16 protein-coding genes are annotated in these 21,924 nt (G+C 51.9%); 1 reads left to right on the forward strand and 15 read right to left on the reverse strand.

The features are described from left to right. The 8 genes from pelG to RB620_RS14970 form a co-directional block, all read right to left on the reverse strand. The gene (gene pelG, locus RB620_RS14935; RefSeq protein ID WP_308095540.1) at nucleotides 1-3,108 is read right to left on the reverse strand and encodes an exopolysaccharide Pel transporter PelG; all 3,108 of its coding nucleotides are present in this window, start codon (nucleotides 3,106-3,108) and stop codon (nucleotides 1-3) included. After that, nucleotides 3,084-4,523 (reverse strand): GT4 family glycosyltransferase PelF, encoded by a 1,440-nt coding sequence (gene pelF, locus RB620_RS14940; protein WP_308095542.1) that lies wholly within the window; start codon nucleotides 4,521-4,523, stop codon nucleotides 3,084-3,086. The genes pelG and pelF overlap by 25 nt, the downstream gene beginning before the upstream one ends. Nucleotides 4,524-4,528: 5 nt before the next feature. Next, a complete protein-coding gene (locus RB620_RS14945; RefSeq protein ID WP_308095543.1) occupies nucleotides 4,529-6,367 on the reverse strand; it encodes a DUF2194 domain-containing protein in 1,839 nt (612 codons plus the stop codon). A gap of 3 nt (nucleotides 6,368-6,370) precedes the next feature. Then, complete coding sequence (locus tag RB620_RS14950; protein ID WP_308095545.1) at nucleotides 6,371-7,264, reverse strand: VHS/ENTH/ANTH domain-containing protein; 894 nt, start codon at nucleotides 7,262-7,264, stop codon at nucleotides 6,371-6,373. A gap of 1 nt (nucleotide 7,265) precedes the next feature. Then, the gene (locus RB620_RS14955) at nucleotides 7,266-9,437 is read right to left on the reverse strand and encodes an NAD-dependent epimerase/dehydratase family protein (protein ID WP_308095640.1); all 2,172 of its coding nucleotides are present in this window, start codon (nucleotides 9,435-9,437) and stop codon (nucleotides 7,266-7,268) included. A 327-nt stretch (nucleotides 9,438-9,764) separates the two neighbouring features. After that, a complete protein-coding gene (locus tag RB620_RS14960) occupies nucleotides 9,765-12,407 on the reverse strand; it encodes a choice-of-anchor Q domain-containing protein (protein ID WP_308095547.1) in 2,643 nt (880 codons plus the stop codon). 173 nt (nucleotides 12,408-12,580) lie between these two features. Further along, nucleotides 12,581-13,399 carry a hypothetical protein gene (locus tag RB620_RS14965; RefSeq protein ID WP_308095549.1) on the reverse strand — a complete coding sequence of 273 codons (819 nt, stop codon included), beginning with the start codon at nucleotides 13,397-13,399 and terminating at the stop codon, nucleotides 12,581-12,583. After that, nucleotides 13,383-13,907 carry an RNA polymerase sigma factor gene (locus tag RB620_RS14970; RefSeq protein WP_308095550.1) on the reverse strand — a complete coding sequence of 175 codons (525 nt, stop codon included), beginning with the start codon at nucleotides 13,905-13,907 and terminating at the stop codon, nucleotides 13,383-13,385. The genes RB620_RS14965 and RB620_RS14970 overlap by 17 nt, the downstream gene beginning before the upstream one ends. A gap of 164 nt (nucleotides 13,908-14,071) precedes the next feature. Here RB620_RS14970 and RB620_RS14975 point away from each other — a divergent pair, with 164 nt between their 5' ends. Beyond that, nucleotides 14,072-14,920: a tetratricopeptide repeat protein gene (locus RB620_RS14975; RefSeq protein WP_308095552.1), complete on the forward strand. Its 849-nt coding sequence runs from the start codon at nucleotides 14,072-14,074 to the stop codon at nucleotides 14,918-14,920. A gap of 101 nt (nucleotides 14,921-15,021) precedes the next feature. Here RB620_RS14975 and ltrA read toward each other — a convergent pair whose 3' ends face one another. From ltrA to yabP, 7 genes are all read right to left on the reverse strand, one after another. Further along, the gene (gene ltrA, locus RB620_RS14980) at nucleotides 15,022-16,413 is read right to left on the reverse strand and encodes a group II intron reverse transcriptase/maturase (RefSeq protein ID WP_308095553.1); all 1,392 of its coding nucleotides are present in this window, start codon (nucleotides 16,411-16,413) and stop codon (nucleotides 15,022-15,024) included. A 338-nt stretch (nucleotides 16,414-16,751) separates the two neighbouring features. Further along, on the reverse strand, nucleotides 16,752-16,895 hold the full coding sequence (locus tag RB620_RS14985; protein ID WP_308095555.1) for a hypothetical protein: 144 nt from the start codon (nucleotides 16,893-16,895) through the stop codon (nucleotides 16,752-16,754). 45 nt (nucleotides 16,896-16,940) lie between these two features. Continuing rightward, the gene (gene spoIIE / locus RB620_RS14990) at nucleotides 16,941-19,400 is read right to left on the reverse strand and encodes a stage II sporulation protein E (RefSeq protein WP_308095641.1); all 2,460 of its coding nucleotides are present in this window, start codon (nucleotides 19,398-19,400) and stop codon (nucleotides 16,941-16,943) included. Nucleotides 19,401-19,971: 571 nt separating this feature from the next. Beyond that, nucleotides 19,972-20,475, reverse strand: a complete 504-nt coding sequence (locus tag RB620_RS14995; RefSeq protein ID WP_308095556.1) for a S1 domain-containing RNA-binding protein — start codon at nucleotides 20,473-20,475, stop codon at nucleotides 19,972-19,974. Between the two features lie 145 nt (nucleotides 20,476-20,620). Then, entirely contained in the window at nucleotides 20,621-20,929 is a 309-nt protein-coding gene (locus tag RB620_RS15000; protein WP_308095558.1) for an FtsB family cell division protein, read from the reverse strand. After that, entirely contained in the window at nucleotides 20,929-21,546 is a 618-nt protein-coding gene (gene yabQ, locus RB620_RS15005; protein WP_308095559.1) for a spore cortex biosynthesis protein YabQ, read from the reverse strand. Before yabQ ends, RB620_RS15000 begins: the two co-directional genes overlap by 1 nt. Further along, entirely contained in the window at nucleotides 21,543-21,827 is a 285-nt protein-coding gene (yabP, locus tag RB620_RS15010) for a sporulation protein YabP (RefSeq protein WP_308095561.1), read from the reverse strand. Before yabP ends, yabQ begins: the two co-directional genes overlap by 4 nt. Between the last annotated feature and the right edge of the window lie 97 nt (nucleotides 21,828-21,924).

The following is a 21,924-nucleotide window of genomic DNA, read 5'->3' on the forward strand; positions in this document are numbered from 1 at the left end:
TTATTGCACCTCGAATTCTCTCATGCCGTTATAGTACGTACCTTCAGTGTCCTGATAATAATCAAACGAATATTGCTCATTCCCTTTGCCATCGCGAACCCTTACCTTCCAGTAGTAAGTCCCTTTGTCCAGCACGGCGATCTCAATCCGATTCTCCTTAACGCCTTTGCGGGATGCCACTACCTTAGCAAACAACGGGTCTTTGGCAACTTCCACGTCGTAGATCAGATCATCGCCCTGCAAATCGAATGAAAGGCCCCAGCTGAATTGCAATTTCCCTTTCTCCTGCACGACATCATCCTGATAGAACGGCTTAGGCTTCTCCAAATCTACCATAAACCGCCGAAGCCCCCGTTCGGGGGTGTTCTTGATCACTTCCAGCTCGGCTTCGAATCCACTGTTCAAACCAGGCAAGTACTCGATATCCGGACTGCGGTATAAATACGGTTTGACAATGGGGACATAAGAATCCAACAGCTCGGATATTCGTTGCTTATTGATGACGGTCGACAGCTCTTCCAGCTTTTCCTTTAACTCTTCAACATGATCCGGTTCCCGGAAATAGCGATTATGAAGGACCGAACCCCAGAAGTTGCTTAAACCGCTCTGATGGGGACGAATCAATCCCATGTTCCGCTGCATCTCCCAGCCTCCGTCGTAATCCCAAGGCAGAATGTACCACTTCTCTGAATTAAGAGGCGAATACAGGTAGAAGTTGTTGGCATCGGTATCCATGTTATCCATGAGGATGTTTACGGCCGTCCATGTTAGGAAGTTTTCCTTATCGAAATGCTTCTCCACCACGTCGTCTATGGATAGCTTATTGTTGTTAACGTCATCCAGCATGCGAATCAGCTTCTCGTGCTCCTCGCGTCCTTTGATCTCCAGGATGGTCTCGAACGCGGCCTTATCGTAGGTTGGATCATTCTGCGACTTGATGACATTTTCGTACCTGCCGTATTCAAAAAAAGCGACTTTATAAAGATGAGCGTTAGGGTCCAGCATATGCGATTGCAAAAACTTCTTGTTGGGCTGTTCCACATGCGTATATAATCCGTAATCAACGAACGTTGCTTGTTTCTGGCCTTCGGATAGATCCTTGACGAAGACCCTCATAAACTGGGTTCGCAGACTCGTAATGTTATCGACGTCCTCCAGCAAGTCAAAACTTAATTTGTTTCTGATTCTGCTTAAGTCGAGCGAATGCTTATTTAGATTAAAGCTGCGTTGGTCCAGCCATAAGCCCGCTTCGTCGAACAGCTTGATGCGATACGACTTTTGGGACGTGTACCATGCCGTTCGCCCCCGCAGCGTAATGCTTCCGTTGGCTTGGCTGGCGCCATAACCGAATTTGCCGGAGACAGGCCCTGCGCCATCTTCGGATCCTTCCTGAACGATAATATCCAGTTCCCCTTCGTCCGTTCGATCCGGGAGCCGGTTAAGGCCGTACCAGGTCAAAGCATTCGGTTCATCCGACTTGTCCGGCAATACGGTAATATAGAGCGCCTTTAAAGAAGCGTCGACGTCCCGGTCGTAGAGGCGCTTATCTTCGACCAGCTTGCTCGAAGACATGACCGAAGGCGACACAGGAGCCGTCTCCGGGGCAGACTCGTCAGGAGTCGAAGAACAAGCGGACAACGTAACGGCTAGGATCAGCACGATCGATACGGTCGTACCCGGCTTCGTCAGAAACGATTTGCCGCGAGTACGTTTGACTTGCTCCTTCACATGGATCGGCTGAGCGCAGAACGTATAATAATCAATATTCCGCAGCACGTACAGCAGTCTGGCAATTACCGCCGCAAGCGAGATGAACGACGCCATGAACATGCCGAGACCGTCGTATCCGAGGTTCATCATCCAGTAGGACAAGCCAATGTTAAGCACGACAAACAATCCTCCGATCGCCACAACGCCCTTGCGATCGTCGAAGTACATCAAGATATGAACCAGGACGAACAGGATTATGAACAAGAAATACCCCAGCGCCAGCATGTAGAATACTTCCAATTGAGCCATCGTAAATCCGATCATCGGCAGAAACTTAATGCCGAGCGCGATCGCCAAGACCGTGAACAACAACTGAACCTCCATCATAAAGCTGATTTCCCGCACCAGCGTTTTTTGCATCGTCTTCTTGGCTGCCTGAATATCTTGAATGGTCCCGTTGTTCAGGATGTTTAAGTAATACAATCTGAGCTTTACATAAAACGATGTTTCCACGGAAACCACGAACGTGACCAAGGTGGGCATCACGGACAAGAACGCATAGAAAACGGGCAAATCATAAAAAGGCATGACGAGATATCGTTCCGCTACCTCGACGCCTCTCGGACCCAGCCAATAGACGAAATTGTGCAGATAGACGCCGGAATAGACGAAGCTACCGGCAAAAAACAATGAACGGTATTTTTTGAAGTAAGACATATATTCGAAAAACCGTTTGGCGTCCGCTTTGGGAAACATGTGGCGAAAATGATGGAACGATAACATGACGATAACCAAAAAACCGATATCGATGCCAGCCAGCGCCGCCGTCGTCGGCTGAAGCTCCGTGTATTGGAAGAGCAGCCAGCCGCTTAGAAGAGCGATTGCCACTCCTATGATGTAGCTTCTGACAATACGCATATAATCCTTAAGCGCCGATAGATAGACGCTTTGAATCCATATCACGACAAGCTCCATAAAAAACAGATAGGCTGCCGACTTATAAAGCAACCCGGCCTCTACCCCGCTCAGAAATACGGTGGCAATGACGGCTCCGATCGGCAGCATAACGACAAGTGCGCCGTAGAAGGACGACATCAGCCTCTCGTATTTCTTCCCGAAAATCATGTCCGCCACATATCTTGTTAGGACCATGGAAATGCCGCTCGTGAAAACAATGGAAAAAACAAAGCAGTACGATACGGTAGCGATATAAAGCTCCCACTCGATGTAGCTGTTCTCCTCGTTCGAGGACATGATACGCTGCAGCGCCATAATCAAAAACATACATAAGATCATCGGACCTACCGTCGTTAACGAGGAGTAGGCGTAAGCTTTGACATTATTGATCAACCCTTGCTCGCGGAATAGCTTCCTTAGTTCAAAGCCGATGCCTGCCACTTACGTTCACCTCCCAACGATTGATACAAACCGCGATAGTTCCGAATCACTTCTTCTTGCCGATAGTGACGCTGCACCCGTTCGATCGCATTCCGCCCCATCTCTTCCCGGAGCTTGCCGTCCTTGCATAGCCGAATGGCGGCTTGCGCAAGCTGCTCGTAATGCATGACGGGAACGACGAAGCCGGCTTCGCCAATGCCGTCGTCAAGCCCGCTGAGCAGCTCCTTGCAGCTTCCGACATTCGTAGCGACGAACGGCTTGGCGCTCGCCATTCCCTCCAGAATAGCCAGCGGCTGGCCTTCGCTTATGCTGGTCAACATCAATACGTCCATTCTGCCGAGGTAGTCTTTAATTCGAACGGAGCCCGTAAAATAGACATCTTCGAGATTCAGCGCCTCGACGAGCTGCAAGCATTCGCCATAATACTGCTCGTCTTCCTCATATGGACCCATCACATAAAACTCCGTATTCGGAAGCTCTTGCTTAATGAGCGCAAAGCTCTGGAGCATGGTCTTAATGTCCTTGATCGGAACCACGCGCACGATGGCCCCGATCCGGATGATGTTATCGTCTGACGACACCGGTAAATCGGCATAGTCCGCCGTATTGACGCCATTCGGGATAATACGAATCTTCGAAGCCTCGCAGCCCAATTCGATCTCGATTTCCTTATTCCGATTAAACAACGTTACCACCTGATCCGAAGCTTCATACGCGCAGCTCGACAGGCGATAGAAATATTCGATCCACAAATCCTTGAAGTAGCCCTTCACCCAATCGGCCTTAATAATCTCCTCTTCCCTCTCCCGGGAATAAATGCCGTGCTCCGTCAGAAGAATCGGTTTGCCGTATTGATGTTTGGCAAGCGCTGCGATCACACCCGCATATCCCGTAGATGCGCTATGGTATAAATCCGCCTCGGGCAGATCTTGCCGAATCGTCATGAACAGCGGCAGAAGCATGGAGCGCACGGTCCAGAACATCTCCGTAAAAGGAACCAGCTTGTACTGCTTCTGGCACAGCTCCTCCAGGATGTCGAAAAAATCTTTGCTGGAGAGAAAGTCGGCCGCGTTGCGAAACTTTTTGTTCCTAAGCATGCGGAACAATCCATCCCAATCCATCGGATATTCATCGCTTAACAGCGCCAAAATATTGGTCCGCTGCTCCGGCGTGAGCCGGAACCGCTTGCCCCATGCCCCTTCTTCGTCCAAATAAGCATCCAGAAATATTTCTCTGACTTCCACGACGTTGCCGGGCAGCGTGTATTTGAACTTCCCAGCTTGTTTCTTTTGCGCGGCAATGGCGTATATGACGAACTCATGCTCCGGCATTTGATTGATAATCGAATGTATCCAGCTGGAAACGCCGCCGGTAATATAAGGATAGGACCCTTCCGCGATCATGCAAATCTTCATGACTATCACCCGCCCAATCCGATAGCGAACCTGGCATCGTGTGCTTTGACCAGGTAAGTTTGATCATCTATTTTCTGCACGGAGCAGTGCTCCTGCCTTCCGATCTTCCGATCCGTCCGCAGCACAAAATGCATTTCGTTCGTAAAACCTTCGATCTGTCCCGATATGCGGTCCGAGGACTTGTTCCATGTTACCCGTGCCTGGGACGTGCCAGCTACCGCCAGCCCAGCTTCCGTAGAGGTCATCTCGCGAAGCCACGGATACGTCTCCCGCAGTCGTTCCAGCATGAGCGTAAAGTCCTCGTAAAGCTTCTCCCAATCCTTGTTATCGCTTCTTTGCTTGTCCAATAAATCGTCCGGATGTATAAAATGCGAGAAAACCCCGACCGTAGTAATGGCATTGGTCTCTAGCCAACGGGAATACGGATCGTCCAAATAACCGGAGGTTACGCGAGGCAGCTCGATAATGCCGTCATCCGATACCTCATACTCTTGTACGTAAGCCCTATTCTCATAGTCTGTGTCGTAAAGCGATGCGATGACCGTTAAGTCAGGCCATGCCTGCTTTAACGCCTCTCGGCCGTCCAGCCCAAGCACGTTGGAGGGCGGGACATACGACATGACCGAGTAGTTCGGGAATGCCGTCGCCACAAATCGGATCGCTTCCCGAACGGATAGCTCCATATCTTCCTGTCCGAGCCACGGCTTGTACTCGAAGTACTTCGCAATCTCCCGGTTCGATTGCAAGGACTGATGATTATAGCCGTGCAAGGATATTTCTCCTCCGCTCTTCAGCACTTCCCGTCCGTACGCAATCAGATTATGATACTCCGCGTCGATCGGGTTTTGGAAGGGAGGCGTAATCTGGTCATTATAAGTTTCGATGACCGCCGCCGTATATTTCAAGTTGTATTTCTTGGAAGCCTTCAGCATGTCGGGCCACCAGACATCCCGGTAGAAGCCCGGCATATCCATCTTGTATTTGCGGTAAATGTCTGGTTTAAGCTCCTTGGTGATCGGAGCTGGGAAGTCGTCGATGTAAAACACTTTTGCGTTAAAAATCGGATAAATATAATCCGGCTGCATCATGCTGAACGCGCCCGCGATAAGCCCGCGGTTACTCTTGAATCTCAAGTTGTCCCCGTTATAAACCGTAAAGCTTCCAGCTCCGTAGGACCGCTTCCACATTATAGGAACGCCATCGAGACTTTCGGCCATGAGGATGGACTCGTTATCGAGATCGACGCTCGTTGCAATGATCGAAATAAAATCTTTGCCCGTCTTTAACCCCTGTTCTCCTATAAGCACATTGGAAGTCAGGTGAATGCCTTGGGTCAAATTCGCGAAATCGAAAGATAGAATCCCAAACTTGCGATAGAGCCGGCTGAATACGCCGTCGTCCGTCTCCAGCCCATTCATTAAAAAAACAGCGCCGCCGCTATGGACGTATTCATCCAGTCCTTCCATGTTCCCGATGGAATCAAGCTGTCCGGTGGCGAACAATACATGCGAGCATTTACCGTAAACCAATGCTTTTTCTTCCACGTCCACCTGTATGACCGGCTGCTTCATATATTCCAGCGTACGCGCCGCGTTATCTTTGAGTTCGACGCTTACGGCCTCGCTTCCGGCATACGCGAGGCAGGCCGCGGGACCTTGGGCGTCGGTCGTTTCGGCGAAGGATGCCCCGGCGTTAAGCAGCCGTTCGCGCTCCGTCATCCAATGCTCATTATGGTTGAATTTCAGCACGAACTGCGACCTCGCCACCTGAATGAGAATGGCTAGCAATAGAATGGATAACAAGATAATGTAGACATTTCTTCTGAATTTCACGTCTCGGTTCATGCGTTACGCCCCTTCCGACCAGAACCGGACCAGCGTCAGCGCGTGATTGGATAACCGGACTGGCGATTGCTTCAGTTGCTCCAGGGTATGATTCAGCTTGGACGATGACCGTGTCAGGTAATACACCTTCATCAAACATAAGTATGCATCTTCACTCTCGGGATGTTGATCCAAATAATGCAAGCTTGTCGATTCCGCAACAACAAAAAGACCAAGATTAATCTCCGTTTCCATCTTATCCTTGTACGCCCATTCTGCTTGTTTGGAAAGCTTGATCATTTGGTTCAGCACTTCAATATACGTATATTGATATTTGACAACCGTCCGTTCATCCAGGAACCCGCTCCGCAGGAAACCCTTCAATACTTCCGCGTACGCCCGGACCACGTATTCGTCTTCTTTCCTGTTCTCGAATTGTACGGACAAGTCCTGAATGGACAGCAGAAGCTTTCTCTTCACTTCCATTATGGCGCTTACCGCGTAATGCGATGTTTCCGTATCCTCGTTCCTTACCGCGGTCTGCAGAATCTCGAGGTAATGCACCGAATCCTGCTTGAGCAAATCGATCATGACTCTTCTGCGATCCTGATGCTCGCTGACCAGCAGCGCTTCTTCGATGGGAATCACGTTTAGCTCCTTCGCCGATTCCGTTTCGGAATAGATGCCGACATGGTGCAATTTATGTTCTTCATGCTGTTTCGTCATATAATCATGGAAATCATGTCCCGCATTGGCGTATAGCCGTTTCGGCCAGAACAAAGGCAATAGCCACCCGATGATAGGGATGGCAACGACGACGATAAGCCGAAGCAGTCCCTCCTGCCAAGACTTTCGATAACGGATAGCGAGCAGCAGGGCTGACGCCAGCACATACAGGCCAAACCACAATCCCATCATGTTATATACCCTCATGGACCACGCTGAGCGTGATTCCTCTCAAGGCAAATCTGCTGAGGACATGAGCGGCATCTTCTTGGTTTGTGTTGGAGAGCAGCACCAATAGTTCGCGCCCGGCGCTCAGGCCGGTATAATCCGTTTCCCTGAGCATACCCGAGATTCGATTGCCCGCCTCTTCAAGGTTAGCATGCTGAGCGTTTTCTTTCAGCAGAAGGTACGGGATACGATTTTTCTCCCATGCCTGCTTTTTGGATTGCAGAATCGTCTCGAAGGCTTCGTTCTTAAGAATCGGCGTGCCTTCTACAAATCGCTGGCTCTCCGTCGCCTCTATGTATGCAAAAGCTCTCGTAAGCGCAGACGAAACGAGATCGGCCGTCGTCTTGAAGAGATTCTGGTGATACAGCGAAAACATTTCGAAAGACAACCCGTCGATCGCGATAACAGCGGCTATGTTATTCTGATAATAAATAGGCGCGCACATGAGCGGCGTTCCTTCTTCAAGCCTTTTGTTGACGTACATTTTGCCGCTGCTCATGAGGGTTCTTAAATAAGCGTATTCTTCCACTTTAAGCGATTTGGCTTGACCTCCCGCTCCATTCGACGAGTGGGCGACCAGCCGCAAATACGATTGATTACGGTTCACGGTATAAATGGCCACGGTCGGCACGGCCATAATGGATTGAACGACGTTGACCGTCGCGTGGAATACGTTCTCCGGCTCCAGACTCTCGAGCTCTTTGGTCACGGAATAAATTTTGCCATAGCTATCACCGGAATTGAGGATGCGCAGCTGCAGCTCTTCCTTCACTTCGCGCACCTCTTGATAGACGCCGTTCAAAAAATCGTATTTGTTCTCAAGCTCTTCGTTCTTCTGTTCCTGCTGCTGAATATGCGCATTCTTGCGCTCGATAGAATAACCCACAACAAGACCGATGAATAAATAGATGGCCATTTGGAAGAAAAAGTCCGTGTCGTACAAGAGGGATACAAGCTCGTGGCCATTCTCTAGCTTTTGGTACACGTAAAGTCCAATGGACAGCAGCACGGCCATAATCGACTGCTTGTTCCCGTACATGATGCCCATAATCGTAATATAAAACAGCTTCACGTCGATTGCGCCGTACGCGCCGTATTGCTGGCTTAACGTGATCCAAGCCGTCAATCCGAAGGCCAGCAGGTTCTCGCCATAAGGCAATAGCTTCTTAAGGCCCGAAACGAACTTCTTCGGTACTTGAACCGCCGCTCCGGAGGCAGTTTCCTTCGATGCTTGCTCCGCGGCGAAATAAGCGTAGGTTTGCCGCAATCCATCGGCTATGGAGTATATAGGGGCCCAGTCCAGTTCGCGGTTCACTTTGCTATTGTCGAGCACGGAACGGTTGATGTCGCCCTGACGCCTACCCGCATATCGCACGTTTTTGACTTCGTGGATTTGAGAAATCGTGTCCACGACTTCCGTTACGCTGCACTCCGTTCCCGTGGATAGATTATAAATACCCGTAATGGTGGAGTTGGAGGCACGGTAAAGGGCATCCGCAACATCATCGACATAGATAAAGTCGCGCGTCTGGCTGCCGTCTCCGTGGACGATTAACGGTTGTTCCGCGAACAGGCGACTCATAAATACGGATATGACCCCGCCCTCGCCCAGCGAATCCTGCCTTGGCCCATAGACGTTAGAGAATCTGAAGCCGACGGTTTCCAAGCCATACAGCTCCCGCCACTTCTCGCAATACGATTCGCCCGTCCACTTGCTGATCCCGTAAGGCGAAATCGGCGAACACGCGTCAGACTCACTGATCGGCATTTCTGTTTTTGAGCCGTAAACGGCTGCCGATGAAGCGTAGATAAATTTTTTGACGTTGTGCTTCTTGGAGAGATTCAACATATTGACCAGGCCCAGCACGTTGGACTCCGAGTCCAGCATGGGATTCGACACCGACGTCGATACGCTGACCTGAGCCGCCAAATGCACAACCACATCGAATTTATTGGCACGGAATATCTCTTCGCACTTCCCATCCTCCACAGACAACACGTACGACTTGTGCTTGAAGCTTATATTTTCTGTTCTTCCGGTTGATAAGTTATCAATTATGAATACGTCATAACCTTCTTTCATGAATCGATCCGCCACATGGGAACCAATGAACCCATAGCCGCCTGTAATTAGCACTTTCAACTCAGTTTCACTTCCTCACTCCAAGTTCTTGTGACTTTAGAACTATTACCATCGACTCAATCTAGTAAATTTGGTCTAGTAGTAATCATATCACATCCGCTATTTATCGACTACGATATTAAGATAAATATCCATAAAGAGATGAAATTCGACATTTAATTACATGTTTTTCGCCGTATACCTGGATAAACAACATAAATCCCCGCGGACGGGGTCGATAACGCCAAGCGTCAGACTCCGTTCGCGGGGACTTTCGACAAAGACATTCGTTTGTTTATTTAATGAAACGCGCTGCGCCGCCAAAGGACGGCGACAGCCGTTTCACCTTAGCGTGTAGGAAAGGAGGTTTCCTTCAGCAGGCAGCTGAGTTGCCTTATTATCGTTCAGCAGTACGCCGACCGTGAAGCTGTCTCCCTTCGTTAATCCTAGCTGACTGAGCGGAATAGCGGCTTCAACAAGCGATTGGCTGGCCACGTATCGGTTGCTTGATTTCAGATTGATCTCCGACTGCCACTTCCAATTGGTTCCCTTGCCGGCATAACTGTACATTCTGCCGTTCTCTATCAAATATTCCGCGCCGCTGGCACCCCAGCCCGATGCTTTGTAACCCGTATTCGCGCTGCCATCCGTACTGAAGTAGATTTGCGTCTTCGACGTCAGCTTGTTACCTTCCACCAGCACATAGAGGTTGTTATCGTCATGGGTCAGCTTTAATCCAGTTGGGTTGGATATGCCTTCGACGAAGTACTCGACCTCGTTCCAATCGGACGATTTGCCGTCCAACGCAACCTTTGGGGAGGTAGGCGTTGGCGTCGTCATTGATCCCGGCACTTGCGCGCTGCCGCTATTCACGCCTGCCAGCTTATTGGCAATCGGAAGCTTATCTTCATGCGAATCCTTCCACACGTATCCGATTCGAATCGCATCTCCCGTCGTCACGGCCATATCGTTTAACGAAATAGCTGCCTCGACAACGGTCGATGACGCCACGAATTTCCCCGACTTTTTGTAATTCCGAACTTCCGTCCAGCCCCAATCGGTACCGCCCGAACCGCTATAAGAATATAACACGCCATCTTCCATCAGATAATCGGCACCCGCTCCATTCCAGAACGGCGCTTGGAAGCCCGTTTTTTCGTTTCCATCCGCATTTAGGTAAAGCTGCCCCTTCTCGCCGAGCAAATAACCCGTCACCAAAACGTAAAGTTCTCCGCCTGACAGCTTCGCCTTCATCGCCGTGACATTCGAGCTTCCGCTCGCCAAATCCCGTACGGCTGCCCAATCTTCGAAATGGCCGTCAACGACAAAGCCGCCTGTCACAGGGGCTGCGGGCGCCGGCGTCGATGACCCTGGAGGATGACTCGCCGATGCGGTCTGCCCCGGGGTCGGCTCCGGACTAGGCGTTGGCGCATGTGTCGCCGCCGGTCCGCCATATTCCGCGGCGCCGATATCGATTCCGAGCCCTTGCCGGCGAGGCGCTCCGTAGTAGTCCGCAGCGGACGAATCGCCGCCCGTCCCCCGGTCAATCGCCGGCGAGCCTTCCATCAGCGTGATTAAGCCGCCGCTTATGTCCGTTAATCGAGGATCTGCGAACAAGGAATTCGCGTCATGGTTCGTCGCTTTCTTGTAATCCTCCCACGATGCATAGGACTGTTCTTCCCATTCCCAGTCGTTTTCGTCCATCCCGTCGGTCCGATAATACAGATTAAAGTCGACAATATTGCCGCCCCCGCTGGCATTGGATTTATGAATCATCGTTTTTTGGGGCTGAGCGTAGATGACATTGTTCACGATCAGGTTATCGAAATTATTTTCCTGCAGCGTAATTTCTCCATACCCTTGCTTGAGCTGATCATTAAGAAGCAGCGTGTTGTTGCGAATCACGTTATTGGCGGAGCCGCCATTCGTGGACTCGGAGCCTCCCATAATAATGCCCGCGCCGTCGTTATGGTGGATGTAGTTATTGCGTACCGTCACATGCGCGGTGGTCCGGCCTTCATTCTCGCTGGCAAGCTCGATGCCGAAGCCGCTGCTATAGACATGGTTGCGCTCAATGACGATATTAGCAGCTCCGTCGGCATAGATGCCTCCGGCGCTATTTGTACCGCCTCCATAGGCGGGGTTAACCGAAGAGTCGATATTGTAGACCGTATTGTCCACTACGACGCCGTTCCTCGCTTGATCCTGGCAGGGCGAGGAGCAGGCGCCATAGAAACCGGCGAGATCGATCCCTATGTTGTTATTGTTATACACGGTATTATGATCGACAGAGAAGCCGTCGACATTGCCACTGACGGTCAGCGACTCGCTCCACCCGAGCGTCAAATCGTGCACCCGATTGCCGCTCACTCTAATTTGGGACAACGGCGTTAACGCGTCTCCATAGATATGGATGCCGTGCGCATTGCCATCCGGAGACAAGTTCGCAATATGATGAACGTTATTGTTAAGCAAATGAATATTGGAGCCGCCGCTCTGCACCCTGATGCCGGCGGGATACTCCGAGCTGCTCCCGGACGATAAATTGCGGATTTCAAAGCCGTCCACAACTACGTAATTGGCGTTTCGCAGGTGAATCAGACTGCTTTGGCCGCTGCCAACGTCCAGGTTCGCGCCGTCGATTACGGGATGCTCGCCGGGATAGGCCTGGAAGGTAATGTATCCTTGAAGCTCCGATCCCGCGGATTTAATCGTAACGAATTCCTCATACACGCCCTCCCGGACCAGAACGGTGTTACCCCCGACAAGGGTGTCGGCCGCTTTCTGAATCGTACGCCATGGTAAGTCCAGTGTCCCGGGATTACTGTCGTCTCCCGTCGCGGAAACATAATAAGTCGCATTAGAGGATTGGCTGGAATACGCGGCAAGGGGCGTGTAGGATACAATAATCATGAGCGCCAGAAGGAGAGCGAAACCAATCTTGGCATGCTCAAAGGCAAAAACATGTTTCATTCTTTTGCTCATCCCCTCTCCCCTTCCATGCAGCTCTTCGTATAGATATTAGCCATATTATAGCAGATCGTGGACGGAGAACATATCCTGCATTGGTAGGCTGATGACTCGTCCTGACAAGCAAGAAGACGCCCTATCGCATTCGCATAGAGACGGCTTCTTTATTGTTCACTTCAGATAGCTGCTTACTCCTCTTCCAGCACCTCGAACTGCTCGAGCGTATGATAGAACCTCGATCCATGCCCTTCTGCCGCCTCCAGGAAGTAAGCCGACGACAAAATGAAGCTGCCTTGTTTCTTATTGCTGACGACGTACACGTTCGTCACTTTGCTAAGCCGGTCGCTGCCGTCGATGGCGTGGATAAGGTAACCGTCAACGGGAGCCGTCACGCGTTCGACAGCGTCCACGCGGGCGTATTGCCCTTTCAATTGCTCGGCCAGCTCCGCCGCGAGCTGCTCGGGCAGCACGTCAACGTTTTGCTCGATCGTCAGCGACACCTGCGGATACGGCTCCGGAATCGGATCTATCGTCGTAATGACGTCTTTGCTTTCGCCTTCAATGAGCTTATATCGGTCCTTGTCGTAATAAATCGCGTAGTCGCTCGTCTCGTCGACATGGACTTGGCCATTCGTCTCTTCCTTCTGGCCTTCGACATCGATTTCGATCTTCTTCTCCGGCTCGAACCAGTGCTTCACGCTGTTCATCATCGCCGTGCCTGCCGGCAGCGACAGGAACACCGTGATGGCTACGGCCGCGGCCGCTACTCCCACCCAAATTTTCAAGATTCTCATCCCCTGATGTTTGTTCTTGTTGTTCATATTGTTCGCGCGTTGCGGCTTGGCTTCGGGCTCCTGACGCTCGGCAACCATAGGCTGCGTCCGGTCCGATGTCGCGTCCCCCTGCTCCCGGTCCATCTGGGCTTCCAGCCGCCCCCAAATGTCTTCCTTCCAGTCATCGGGATACTTCGATTGCTCCATCAATTGGTCTTTAAGCTTTTGATCCATACGGCTCCCCTCCCAAGCGGTCTCTCATCTTCTCGCGTCCTGCGTGCAGGCGGGACTTGAGTGTGTTAACGTTCAACTCCAGCATGTCCGCGATCTCTCTCTCCGAATAATCGTGCAAGTATTTCAGGATCAGCGGAATCCGGTACATATCGTTTAAGGACTGCAACGCATCGTATAAGTCCAAGCTGGCATCCGGAAGATTCGGCTCCACGCCGATCCGCTCCAGCTGCTCCCCGAACGGCACCACCTTTTTCTCCCGCTCCATCACCCTGTAACATTCTCTGAGCAAAATACAATAAAACCATGGCTTAAACGGCTTCGAAGGATCGTATTGCCAGCTGTTGCGGTACACCCGGAGGAACGTCTCCTGCACCGCGTCCTTGGCCCACTCGCCGTTCTTCGTCACAAGCATCGCCGTCCGCATCGCGTAGTCGAAGTACTCGTCGTACAAGCTCCGGAACGCGTCCCGGTCTCCCTGCACGATCCGGCCGATGACCTCCTGCTCCACATGAATCACCTCTTTCGTGCTGTTCTATAAGTATTACCCGGGGAATCGGAGGAAAGTTTGGTGAAATTACATTCCAAAATTTATGAAATTATTTGTATATCATACATCAATGGAAATGATAAAATACACTAGAGTCTATCATAGAAAGCAGGCACTCCTTCCATATGACGATGATGAATATCAATGATGTACATAAACGAAAAGCTCAGCAACTCGTGAAATGGAATCGATACGACGACGCGATGAAAGAAGCGCTCGCCATCATTCAGAACAACCCTGATGATCCCGAGGCATACGCTTTTACTAGCTATATTTCCGTGCAATTCGGACAAAACGACTCCGCGCTTTATTGGGCGGAAGAGTCTTTGCGACGAGATCCAAACCAAGTGCTGGCAAGGTTCTCCCAAACTGCAGCCTATTTTCAAATGAGGAAGTACAAAAAAGCGCTTGCCGCCATGAAAGAGGCGCAACGAATTGATCCTTTTGAGCCCTTTTATAATTATATACAGGCTGAAATCTTCATGAAACGCGGCTTCTACGGCAATGCCAGAATAGCGATAGTCTCGGCTTTGAAGCTAAATCCATCAAACGCTTATTACTTGGCTAAACTCTCCTATATAGAAGCTGTGATAGGCAATATGGACGTATCCAGGATTCATGCTAAGGAATCACTGCGTATGCAACAGGAGTCGGGGAAGAATTTACTAGTGCTTGCCAAGGCTGCTGAACGCAGAGGTGAAAAGAATGATCATGCGCAGCTTCTGGAACAAGCTATTCGACTTAAACCAGATCATAGCCACATCTTGATCACGTATAAATTGTTCGTAAAAGAAAACCATTGGCTTCTGTTTTTTCACAGAAAACCAAAACCGTGGCTAGTGGTTTCTATTTGTATAATCTTGTCTTTTGTTAAGTATTGGCTCGGCCTAGCATTTTTCATGCTCTACTTGATTTTCCCTTTGTTTGTGTTTTTGCTGCCCTTTAAGTTTTTTCACCGAAAGTCAAAACGATAAATATAACCTATCCGCGAGAACAATCGAGTAGGAGGAGGCGGCTAGCCCCCGTCCTCTCACACCACCGTACATGCGGGTCCGCATACGGCGGTTCCAAAAGGTTAACAAAGCTCCAAATAACGAGAAAGTAAACTCTTCAGCCCTTTCGCTTCCCAGTAGGAAGTCGGAAGGGCATTGTTTGTGTTTCGAGACATTTCCCATGCCCCTCGCCGCGAATTTGCCATTACGAAACAAGCCCAGTCTGGAACGCCGAGCGCACGCAGTTCGCGGATTCGGGTACGTACCCGTTTCCATTGTTTCCAAAGACACATGCGTAGTCTGCGGCGAATCCATTGATCAAATTTCTCGCAATGGCTCTTGGCGGATGCCAGTCGGAAATAACCCATCCAGCCGATGAGATAGCGGTTGAGTCCGGCGATGCGCATTTCCATAGACATCGAGCGTGTACGGTTCGTCAGTTCCTTCACCTTCTCTTTGAAACGTGAGATGGTCTGTGGCGCTAAACGAATCGTCGCCTTCTTGTCCCTTAGGAAACTAAAACCGAGAAACTTACGGTTCCAGGGTCGATCCACCGCGCTCTTGTCTCGGTTCACTTTCAGTTTTAGCTTTCCTTCTACGAAGCGTGTTACCGAATTCATAACACGTTCACCTGCACGTTTACTCGCAACGAAGATATTACAATCGTCCGCATAGCGGACGAATCGCAATCCTCGTTCGGTTAGCTCTTTGTCCAAGTCGTCCAGCAGGATGTTGGCTAACAACGGACTGAGCGGACCACCCTGTGGGGTACCCTCGCCCGTTTTCTCTAACACGCCATTCGCCATGACCCCTGCGTTTAGATAGACACGAATGAGTATTAGGACACGCTTGTCCGTCACTTTCCGTGCTACTCTTGCCATGAGCATGTCGTGGTTCACTCGGTCAAAGAACTTCGCTAGGTCCATATCTACGACCCATCGAAAGCCTTCCTGGATGTAGTGCTGGGCTTGCTTTACCGCGTCATGCGCTCGCTTCCCAGGGCGAAAGCCGTAGCTATGCCTCGAGAAGTCCGCATCGAAGATCGGGTTCATCACTTGTAGAAGGGCTTGTTGGAGGAAGCGGTCCATTACGGTCGGGATACCGAGCAGCCTCACCCCACCTCCGGGTTTGGGGATTTCCACCCGTTTGACGGGCATGGGTCTGTAGGTTCCCGCGAGAAGTTCGGTCTTCACCGTTTCCCAGTGGGTTTTCAGGTAAGCTTGTAGATTCGCTACCGTTACACTGTCCACGCCGGGTGCTCCTCGGTTCTGCACCACTCGCTTGTAGGCGAGCCGGAGGTTATCTCCTCTGAGCATTCGCTCCAACAAGTCGTTATTGACTTCGCGAGAGGAAGGGGCGATTTGTGCCGACGAAGAACTCGGCGCTCCGGCATACCCTGACGGCTTCACCGCTTCTCTTTGCCGCAAGCTCTCTTGCGAGATATTCTGCTGTCTTTGCTCTTCATGCGAACGCATCGGTTTCCTCTCTCCTTTCGGTTCGGCCCTTCCGGTTTCCGGCGTCCCATACTCCCGTACTATGACCTCTGCTGACTCCTGCGGATTCAGCGCGGCTTCTCAGCCGCGGTTACGAAATGACTTCGCGTATCCCACAGGCCTCCCCAGATAAGAACGTCATCTTTCTGCCCGCAGCCACTGGAGTATACAAGGAAAGTCCTTGGCGACTTTGGATTTCGTCATGTTCAGGTGACTCATCCGACTTGCCCTGCCTCAAATCCAGTTCGTATACCTTGGCTCGTGCATTTGCCTCCAGCTTCCTTCAGATTCTACCTCGCGATAGACACCCTTGCTCTTGGCTAACGGTAGGCGTTCGTCGGGACTTTCACCCTAGAGATGACGCCCATGCTGGGCGTACCGAAAAAGAAGGACAAGGCAAATGAGCCTTGTCCTTCTTCTATCCCAATACCGTCCAACGCCTCATGCGTATCGCGTTTCTTCATCCCCTTATAAGCCACCCTCCTCCCGGTTTAATGTATCCCCCAAACCTAACTCACCGTCCTCGGCCGCTCCATGCGGTTCACCCCCGGCCAGCGGAAGGATGCCCACTCCGGCAAATGTTTGTCGATGCGCGCGACCAGCACCGTCATGTCGTCCACGATGTCGCCTTCGTGGTAGCGCACCACCGTCTCGAGCAGCGAGTCCGCCATTTCCTGCGGATCCTCCGTATTCATCTCGCCTATGATCCGTTTCATCCACATCTCCTTATTGACCGCGTAGCCGGGCGCGTCGTAGATGCCGTCGCTCATCATGATGAGCGTGTCGCCCGGAAGAAGCTGCATCGACACGAAGTCGACGTCAATATCCTGTATGATTCCGATCGGCAGGTTATTGGCCGTAATCGGAATAACCTCCTTCCCGCGTTTGATGAAGCTCGGCGTCGAGCCGATCTTCATGAACGTCGTATGCGCCGTATAGAGATCGACGATAGCCAGGTCTACCGTCGCGTACATTTCTTCGGCTGAACGGAGCAGCAAGACGGAATTGACCGACTTGACCGCTAGCTTCTCGTCCATGCCCGACTGCAGCAGCTGCTGCAGGATAGATAACGCCGCGCTGCTCTCCTGGCGCGCGCGCTCCCCGTTGCCCATGCCGTCGCTGATCGCGACCGCGAATTTGCCTCCGCCGAGCTCCATCAGCGTGAAGCTGTCTCCCGACAGCAAGTCCCCGCCCTTGGCGGCGCCGGCCACGCCGGTCTCGACTTCGAATTGTTTCGCCGAGGCGAAGATGACGAGCGACGGCTCGCCCTGCTTCGAAGGCGCCTGCTCCGACTTCACCGCGATATGCTCTCCCAGAATGTCGCTGAGCAGAGGCGCAATGATTTTGCGGCATTCGTCGAAGCCCTTTTCGAACGAATGGTACACTTCGATCTCTACGTTTCCTTCCTCTAGATTAACGATATCGACTCCTTGTATGGATAAGCCGAGCCCCTCCACGGCTTCCCGAATTTGTTCTTCCTGCAGGTGGAGCGTCTGCCCCTCCCGCTTGATCTCCTTGGACAGATCCTCCATGACCTGGGATACGCCGAACAGCTGGTCCGCGACGAGCTGGCGGGAATCGAGAATTTGTTTTTTCCAGTGCATATTGTTCTGATAGAGCTCGTACTGATGCTGCATGACGGTGAGCACCTGCGGCGTCTTCACGCAATGGGAGGTCCATGACCGCGGCTGGTCCTTGGTCGCCGGCACGCGTTTCTCTTCCACGGCCGCCATCATGTCGGTCATCATATTGTACGTGTGGAAGTACTTGTCCTCCCAGCACGCATTGCGCCGGTGGCAGGTCAAGCAGCTTCGTTCCGCGACAGCATTCATAAAATGGGCAATCTCGTCTTCGCGCTTCACTTCCGTCGCCTTCTGATTCAGCTGCCCGAAGCTGCGCGACAGCTGGCGGAAGACGTCCGAGAACTGCACGACCCGCTCGGCCGTCACTTCCCGTACGCGCTTCGCGTATTCATGCTGCGACTTGGAATGTTCGTTCGTGCCCGGCACGTACCGGGCGATGGTTCGAATGACGCCTCGCGGAGTAAGAAGCAGCAAGGCCGCCGCGGCGACGGACTCCCAGGTGGAGTTCATGACATCGGACTGGGTACCGATATAGATGGACAGAATGGAGGTACCGAGCAATAGGCCGAACGCGGCGGCCATCTTGCCGCCATCCCGCAGCAATCCGGCAAGCAGACCCGCGAACGCCAGCATGCTCATCTGGACGATCGCGCTGAAGTCGGCCAAGCTTAAGATCAATCCGGCGACGACGCCGACGGATGCGCCGAGCGGCGCGCCGCCCGCCATGGCGAACAACAGCAGCATATATCTGGACATGACATGTTCGGCCGACATGCCGTACATGACCCAGCCAACAGCGCCGGTCATGACCGACGCGAGCAGAATCATGACGCAGATGATTTCCTCGTGCCGGAGCGTAGCCGATTTTTTGGTCATGGTCAGCACGGGTATCGCATGAATGAACACGAGCGTCAGGACGAAGGCGAGCGCGGCTTCGACGACGACCAGCATGAAGCTGTACCAGCTTAGCGAGTCGCCAATGAACACGCCGAACAACTGGACGAGCAGCGTCGAGGTGAACACGAGGATCGGAGCGGTCGAGAGCTCTGCCTTTTCGTACGTTTCGAGCCCCTTCAGGAGCAGGAACAGTACCGCGATCTCCATTGCGATCCACAGCGGGGCGGGTTCGGCCGCCAGCCAGCTGCCCGCGACGAGCGACGCCGCGATCCACGGGTAGATATCCCTTCGCATAAAGTAGATGACGGCAAAATAAGCGGCGGCAAACGGCATCAGCGATTCCAGAATGACAGCCCGTCCCAATAAGAAAGCAACACCGACGAGCAGGAACGTCCATTTCTTCGCGAGCAACATATTGATCAATCCTCTTGCGGCCTTCCACTCTTTACCCTTATCTATGATGTTCTGGAAGAAGCCGCCCCGCTTCATTGCGGGATTGCCAAGCACACTCTCCTTCTTCACGAAAGACACCACCCATCCGAATGTAATGTGTTCCCCATTATAGGGTCTCGTCCGCATGAAGTTTGTCAGTTATCGTTGTTCAATCAAAAGTTTTTTCCGACAAAGGCGCGTGGCGCCGCGCGCCTTGTCATGATACGTTCAAACCCAGGCCCAGAGCGGATTCGCGTCTCGGAGCGTCGAACGATACGACAAAACCCGTTCAACAAAATTTATAGAGAACGCTTACAAAACGGTGGCGAGGAGCGCAAGAACCTGTCGGTAATGGAAGAGTGTGGGAGAAAACTATTTTGGTGCGGGAGGTCTATTTTCAAAAATAACGTTTGCGCACTCCCCTTCGACAACGGCGCGGCCTAATCTGTTGCGATCCGACGGGCTCGGCGGCAGCAGAATCGGGATTTCGACGGGAGAACGACGGGCAAGAAGGCGGACAAGTCGGAAAAAAGGGAAGCCCCGTTCGCCAACCCGGACGAAAAAAAAAGCAGAACCCGAAGGTTCCGCTTTATCTGTTCATGCCTGCAGGCATGCGTGTGTGAATGAATTAGATGCGCTTGGCACCGCGTCCGCCGCGTTTGCCTTCCGTATTCTTCTTAAGGGAAGAAATACGCTCTTCGCTGTCTTTCAAGAAACGAGACATTTTATCTTCGAATGACGGTTTACCGTAGGACGGTCTGCCAGAAGATTGTTTGTTGAAGGGACGTCCGCCTCCGCCGCCAGGGCCACCGCGACCGCCGCCAAAACGATCTCCGCCTCCGCCGCCAGGGCCTCCGCCCGAACGTTCGCGCTGCGGAGCAGGCTGGCCTTCCGGCCGATCAATGGCTTGCTTAATCGATAGTCCGATCTTTCCGTCTTTGTCCACGTTGATCACTTTGACCTTCACGACATCGTCGATCTTCAGGTGATCCTTCACGTCCTTGACATAGTTATCGGCAATCTCAGAGATGTGAACGAGACCCGTGACACCTCCCGATAAGTCGACAAATGCCCCGAAATGCGTGATGCCCGTCACTTTCCCTTCTAACTTGGCGCCCACTTCAATTGCCATAAAATAAAATGTTCCTCTCTCAAAAGTTTAGTGAATCCGTGTCCTACCGATCAGATAAGAAATGGCTTCTATCGTGATTATAACCGAATCGAAGAAGGGAGGTCAACAGACGTTCACCCCATTCGGAGCCCTATTGCTGCGCGGATTAGTCGCTAAAAATCTGCTGCTCGCCCTGCTTGACCATTCCTTGCTCCTTGGTAGCCAGCTGGGAAATATATTCCGGATCGTTCAGGCGTTCCACCTGACGCTTCAGTTCTTCGTTATTCGACTTCGCTGCTTCGATCTGGTTCTCGATCGACGTCAGCTTCTCGTAAGTCGCCTTCTGCTGCTGCAGCTGACCGAATAAAGTGTAGCCTGCCCAGCCCATGAACAAGAGGATGAACATCATCCATATCTTGTATCTGCGTTTTGCTGCGGCTGTTCCGGCCGACTTCTTCGCGTTTGCAGTTGCCATTAGCGATCTCCCTTCCTGAACCATGATTTCCAGCGGCCCGCCACGGCTGCCGCCAGCTTCCCGAACCGCTCTCCCGGACGAAGCTTGTCCCAGTAGGGCTTAAGCCATCTTCCGATAGGACGCCAGATCGGTTTCAGCATCCAAATCAGCAGGAGCCAAATTGGACGAACCAATTGTACCATAATTTTCAGGAGGAAAATAGTGAGTGCAGACCCAAATCCCAAGATGACTTTGACCAGTTTATAGAGCAATAGAATCGGTCTCACGACCAAAATATCGATCAATCGGATGATAAAGTTGAAGCAGGCTTTGACGGCCCGAATCAACCATCTGACGATCGCGATTACGACTTTGCTGAACAGCCAATAATGAAGGATGACGCCGACAGCCAGTCCAAGGAATACGTACGCCCGCACCTCGCCGTTGTTGCTGGCATACAGCATTCGGAATACGGCCACCGCGGAAGCGATCCAGTAAAGGATATCGAGCGCCGGCAGCCACCACTTCGGGAACTTCAGCTCGTTTGACACGACGCGGTATCCATCGAATACCGCTCCCATGCCGAGACCCGACAGCAGCATGACCGCCATCGTCATCCATTGCACGCTTAGCGTCACTTAAACAGCTTCCCGAACAACCCCTTGGACTTAGAGGCTGCCGCTCCGTCTAGATAGGCGAGAGAATGAACGAAACCTTCAATGGCTACAAGGCCTTGCTCCAAGCTCAAATGTTTCATATGCAAATTCTGCCCCGTCACGGTCAGAAACCCGAGCTCCGTATCGAGCAGGAATTCCTCGCTGTCGAAGCTCTCCACGTTTTTCACGCCGGTCAGCTCCAGAAGCTTCCGCCCGAGCAGCTTGACGTCCTGCGCCTTCTGTCCCTTGCCCTGTTCCACCATACCCTTCTCCCCCGCTTCGCGATCATATTCCCTATTACTTTATGGGAGACGGACAAGGTTTAGAACCAACGCTTGCAAGAGTTGAAGACAAGGGGAG

The sequence above is a fragment of the Paenibacillus sp. LHD-117 genome, assembly GCF_030929555.1.
Lineage (GTDB): Bacteria > Bacillota > Bacilli > Paenibacillales > Paenibacillaceae > Pristimantibacillus.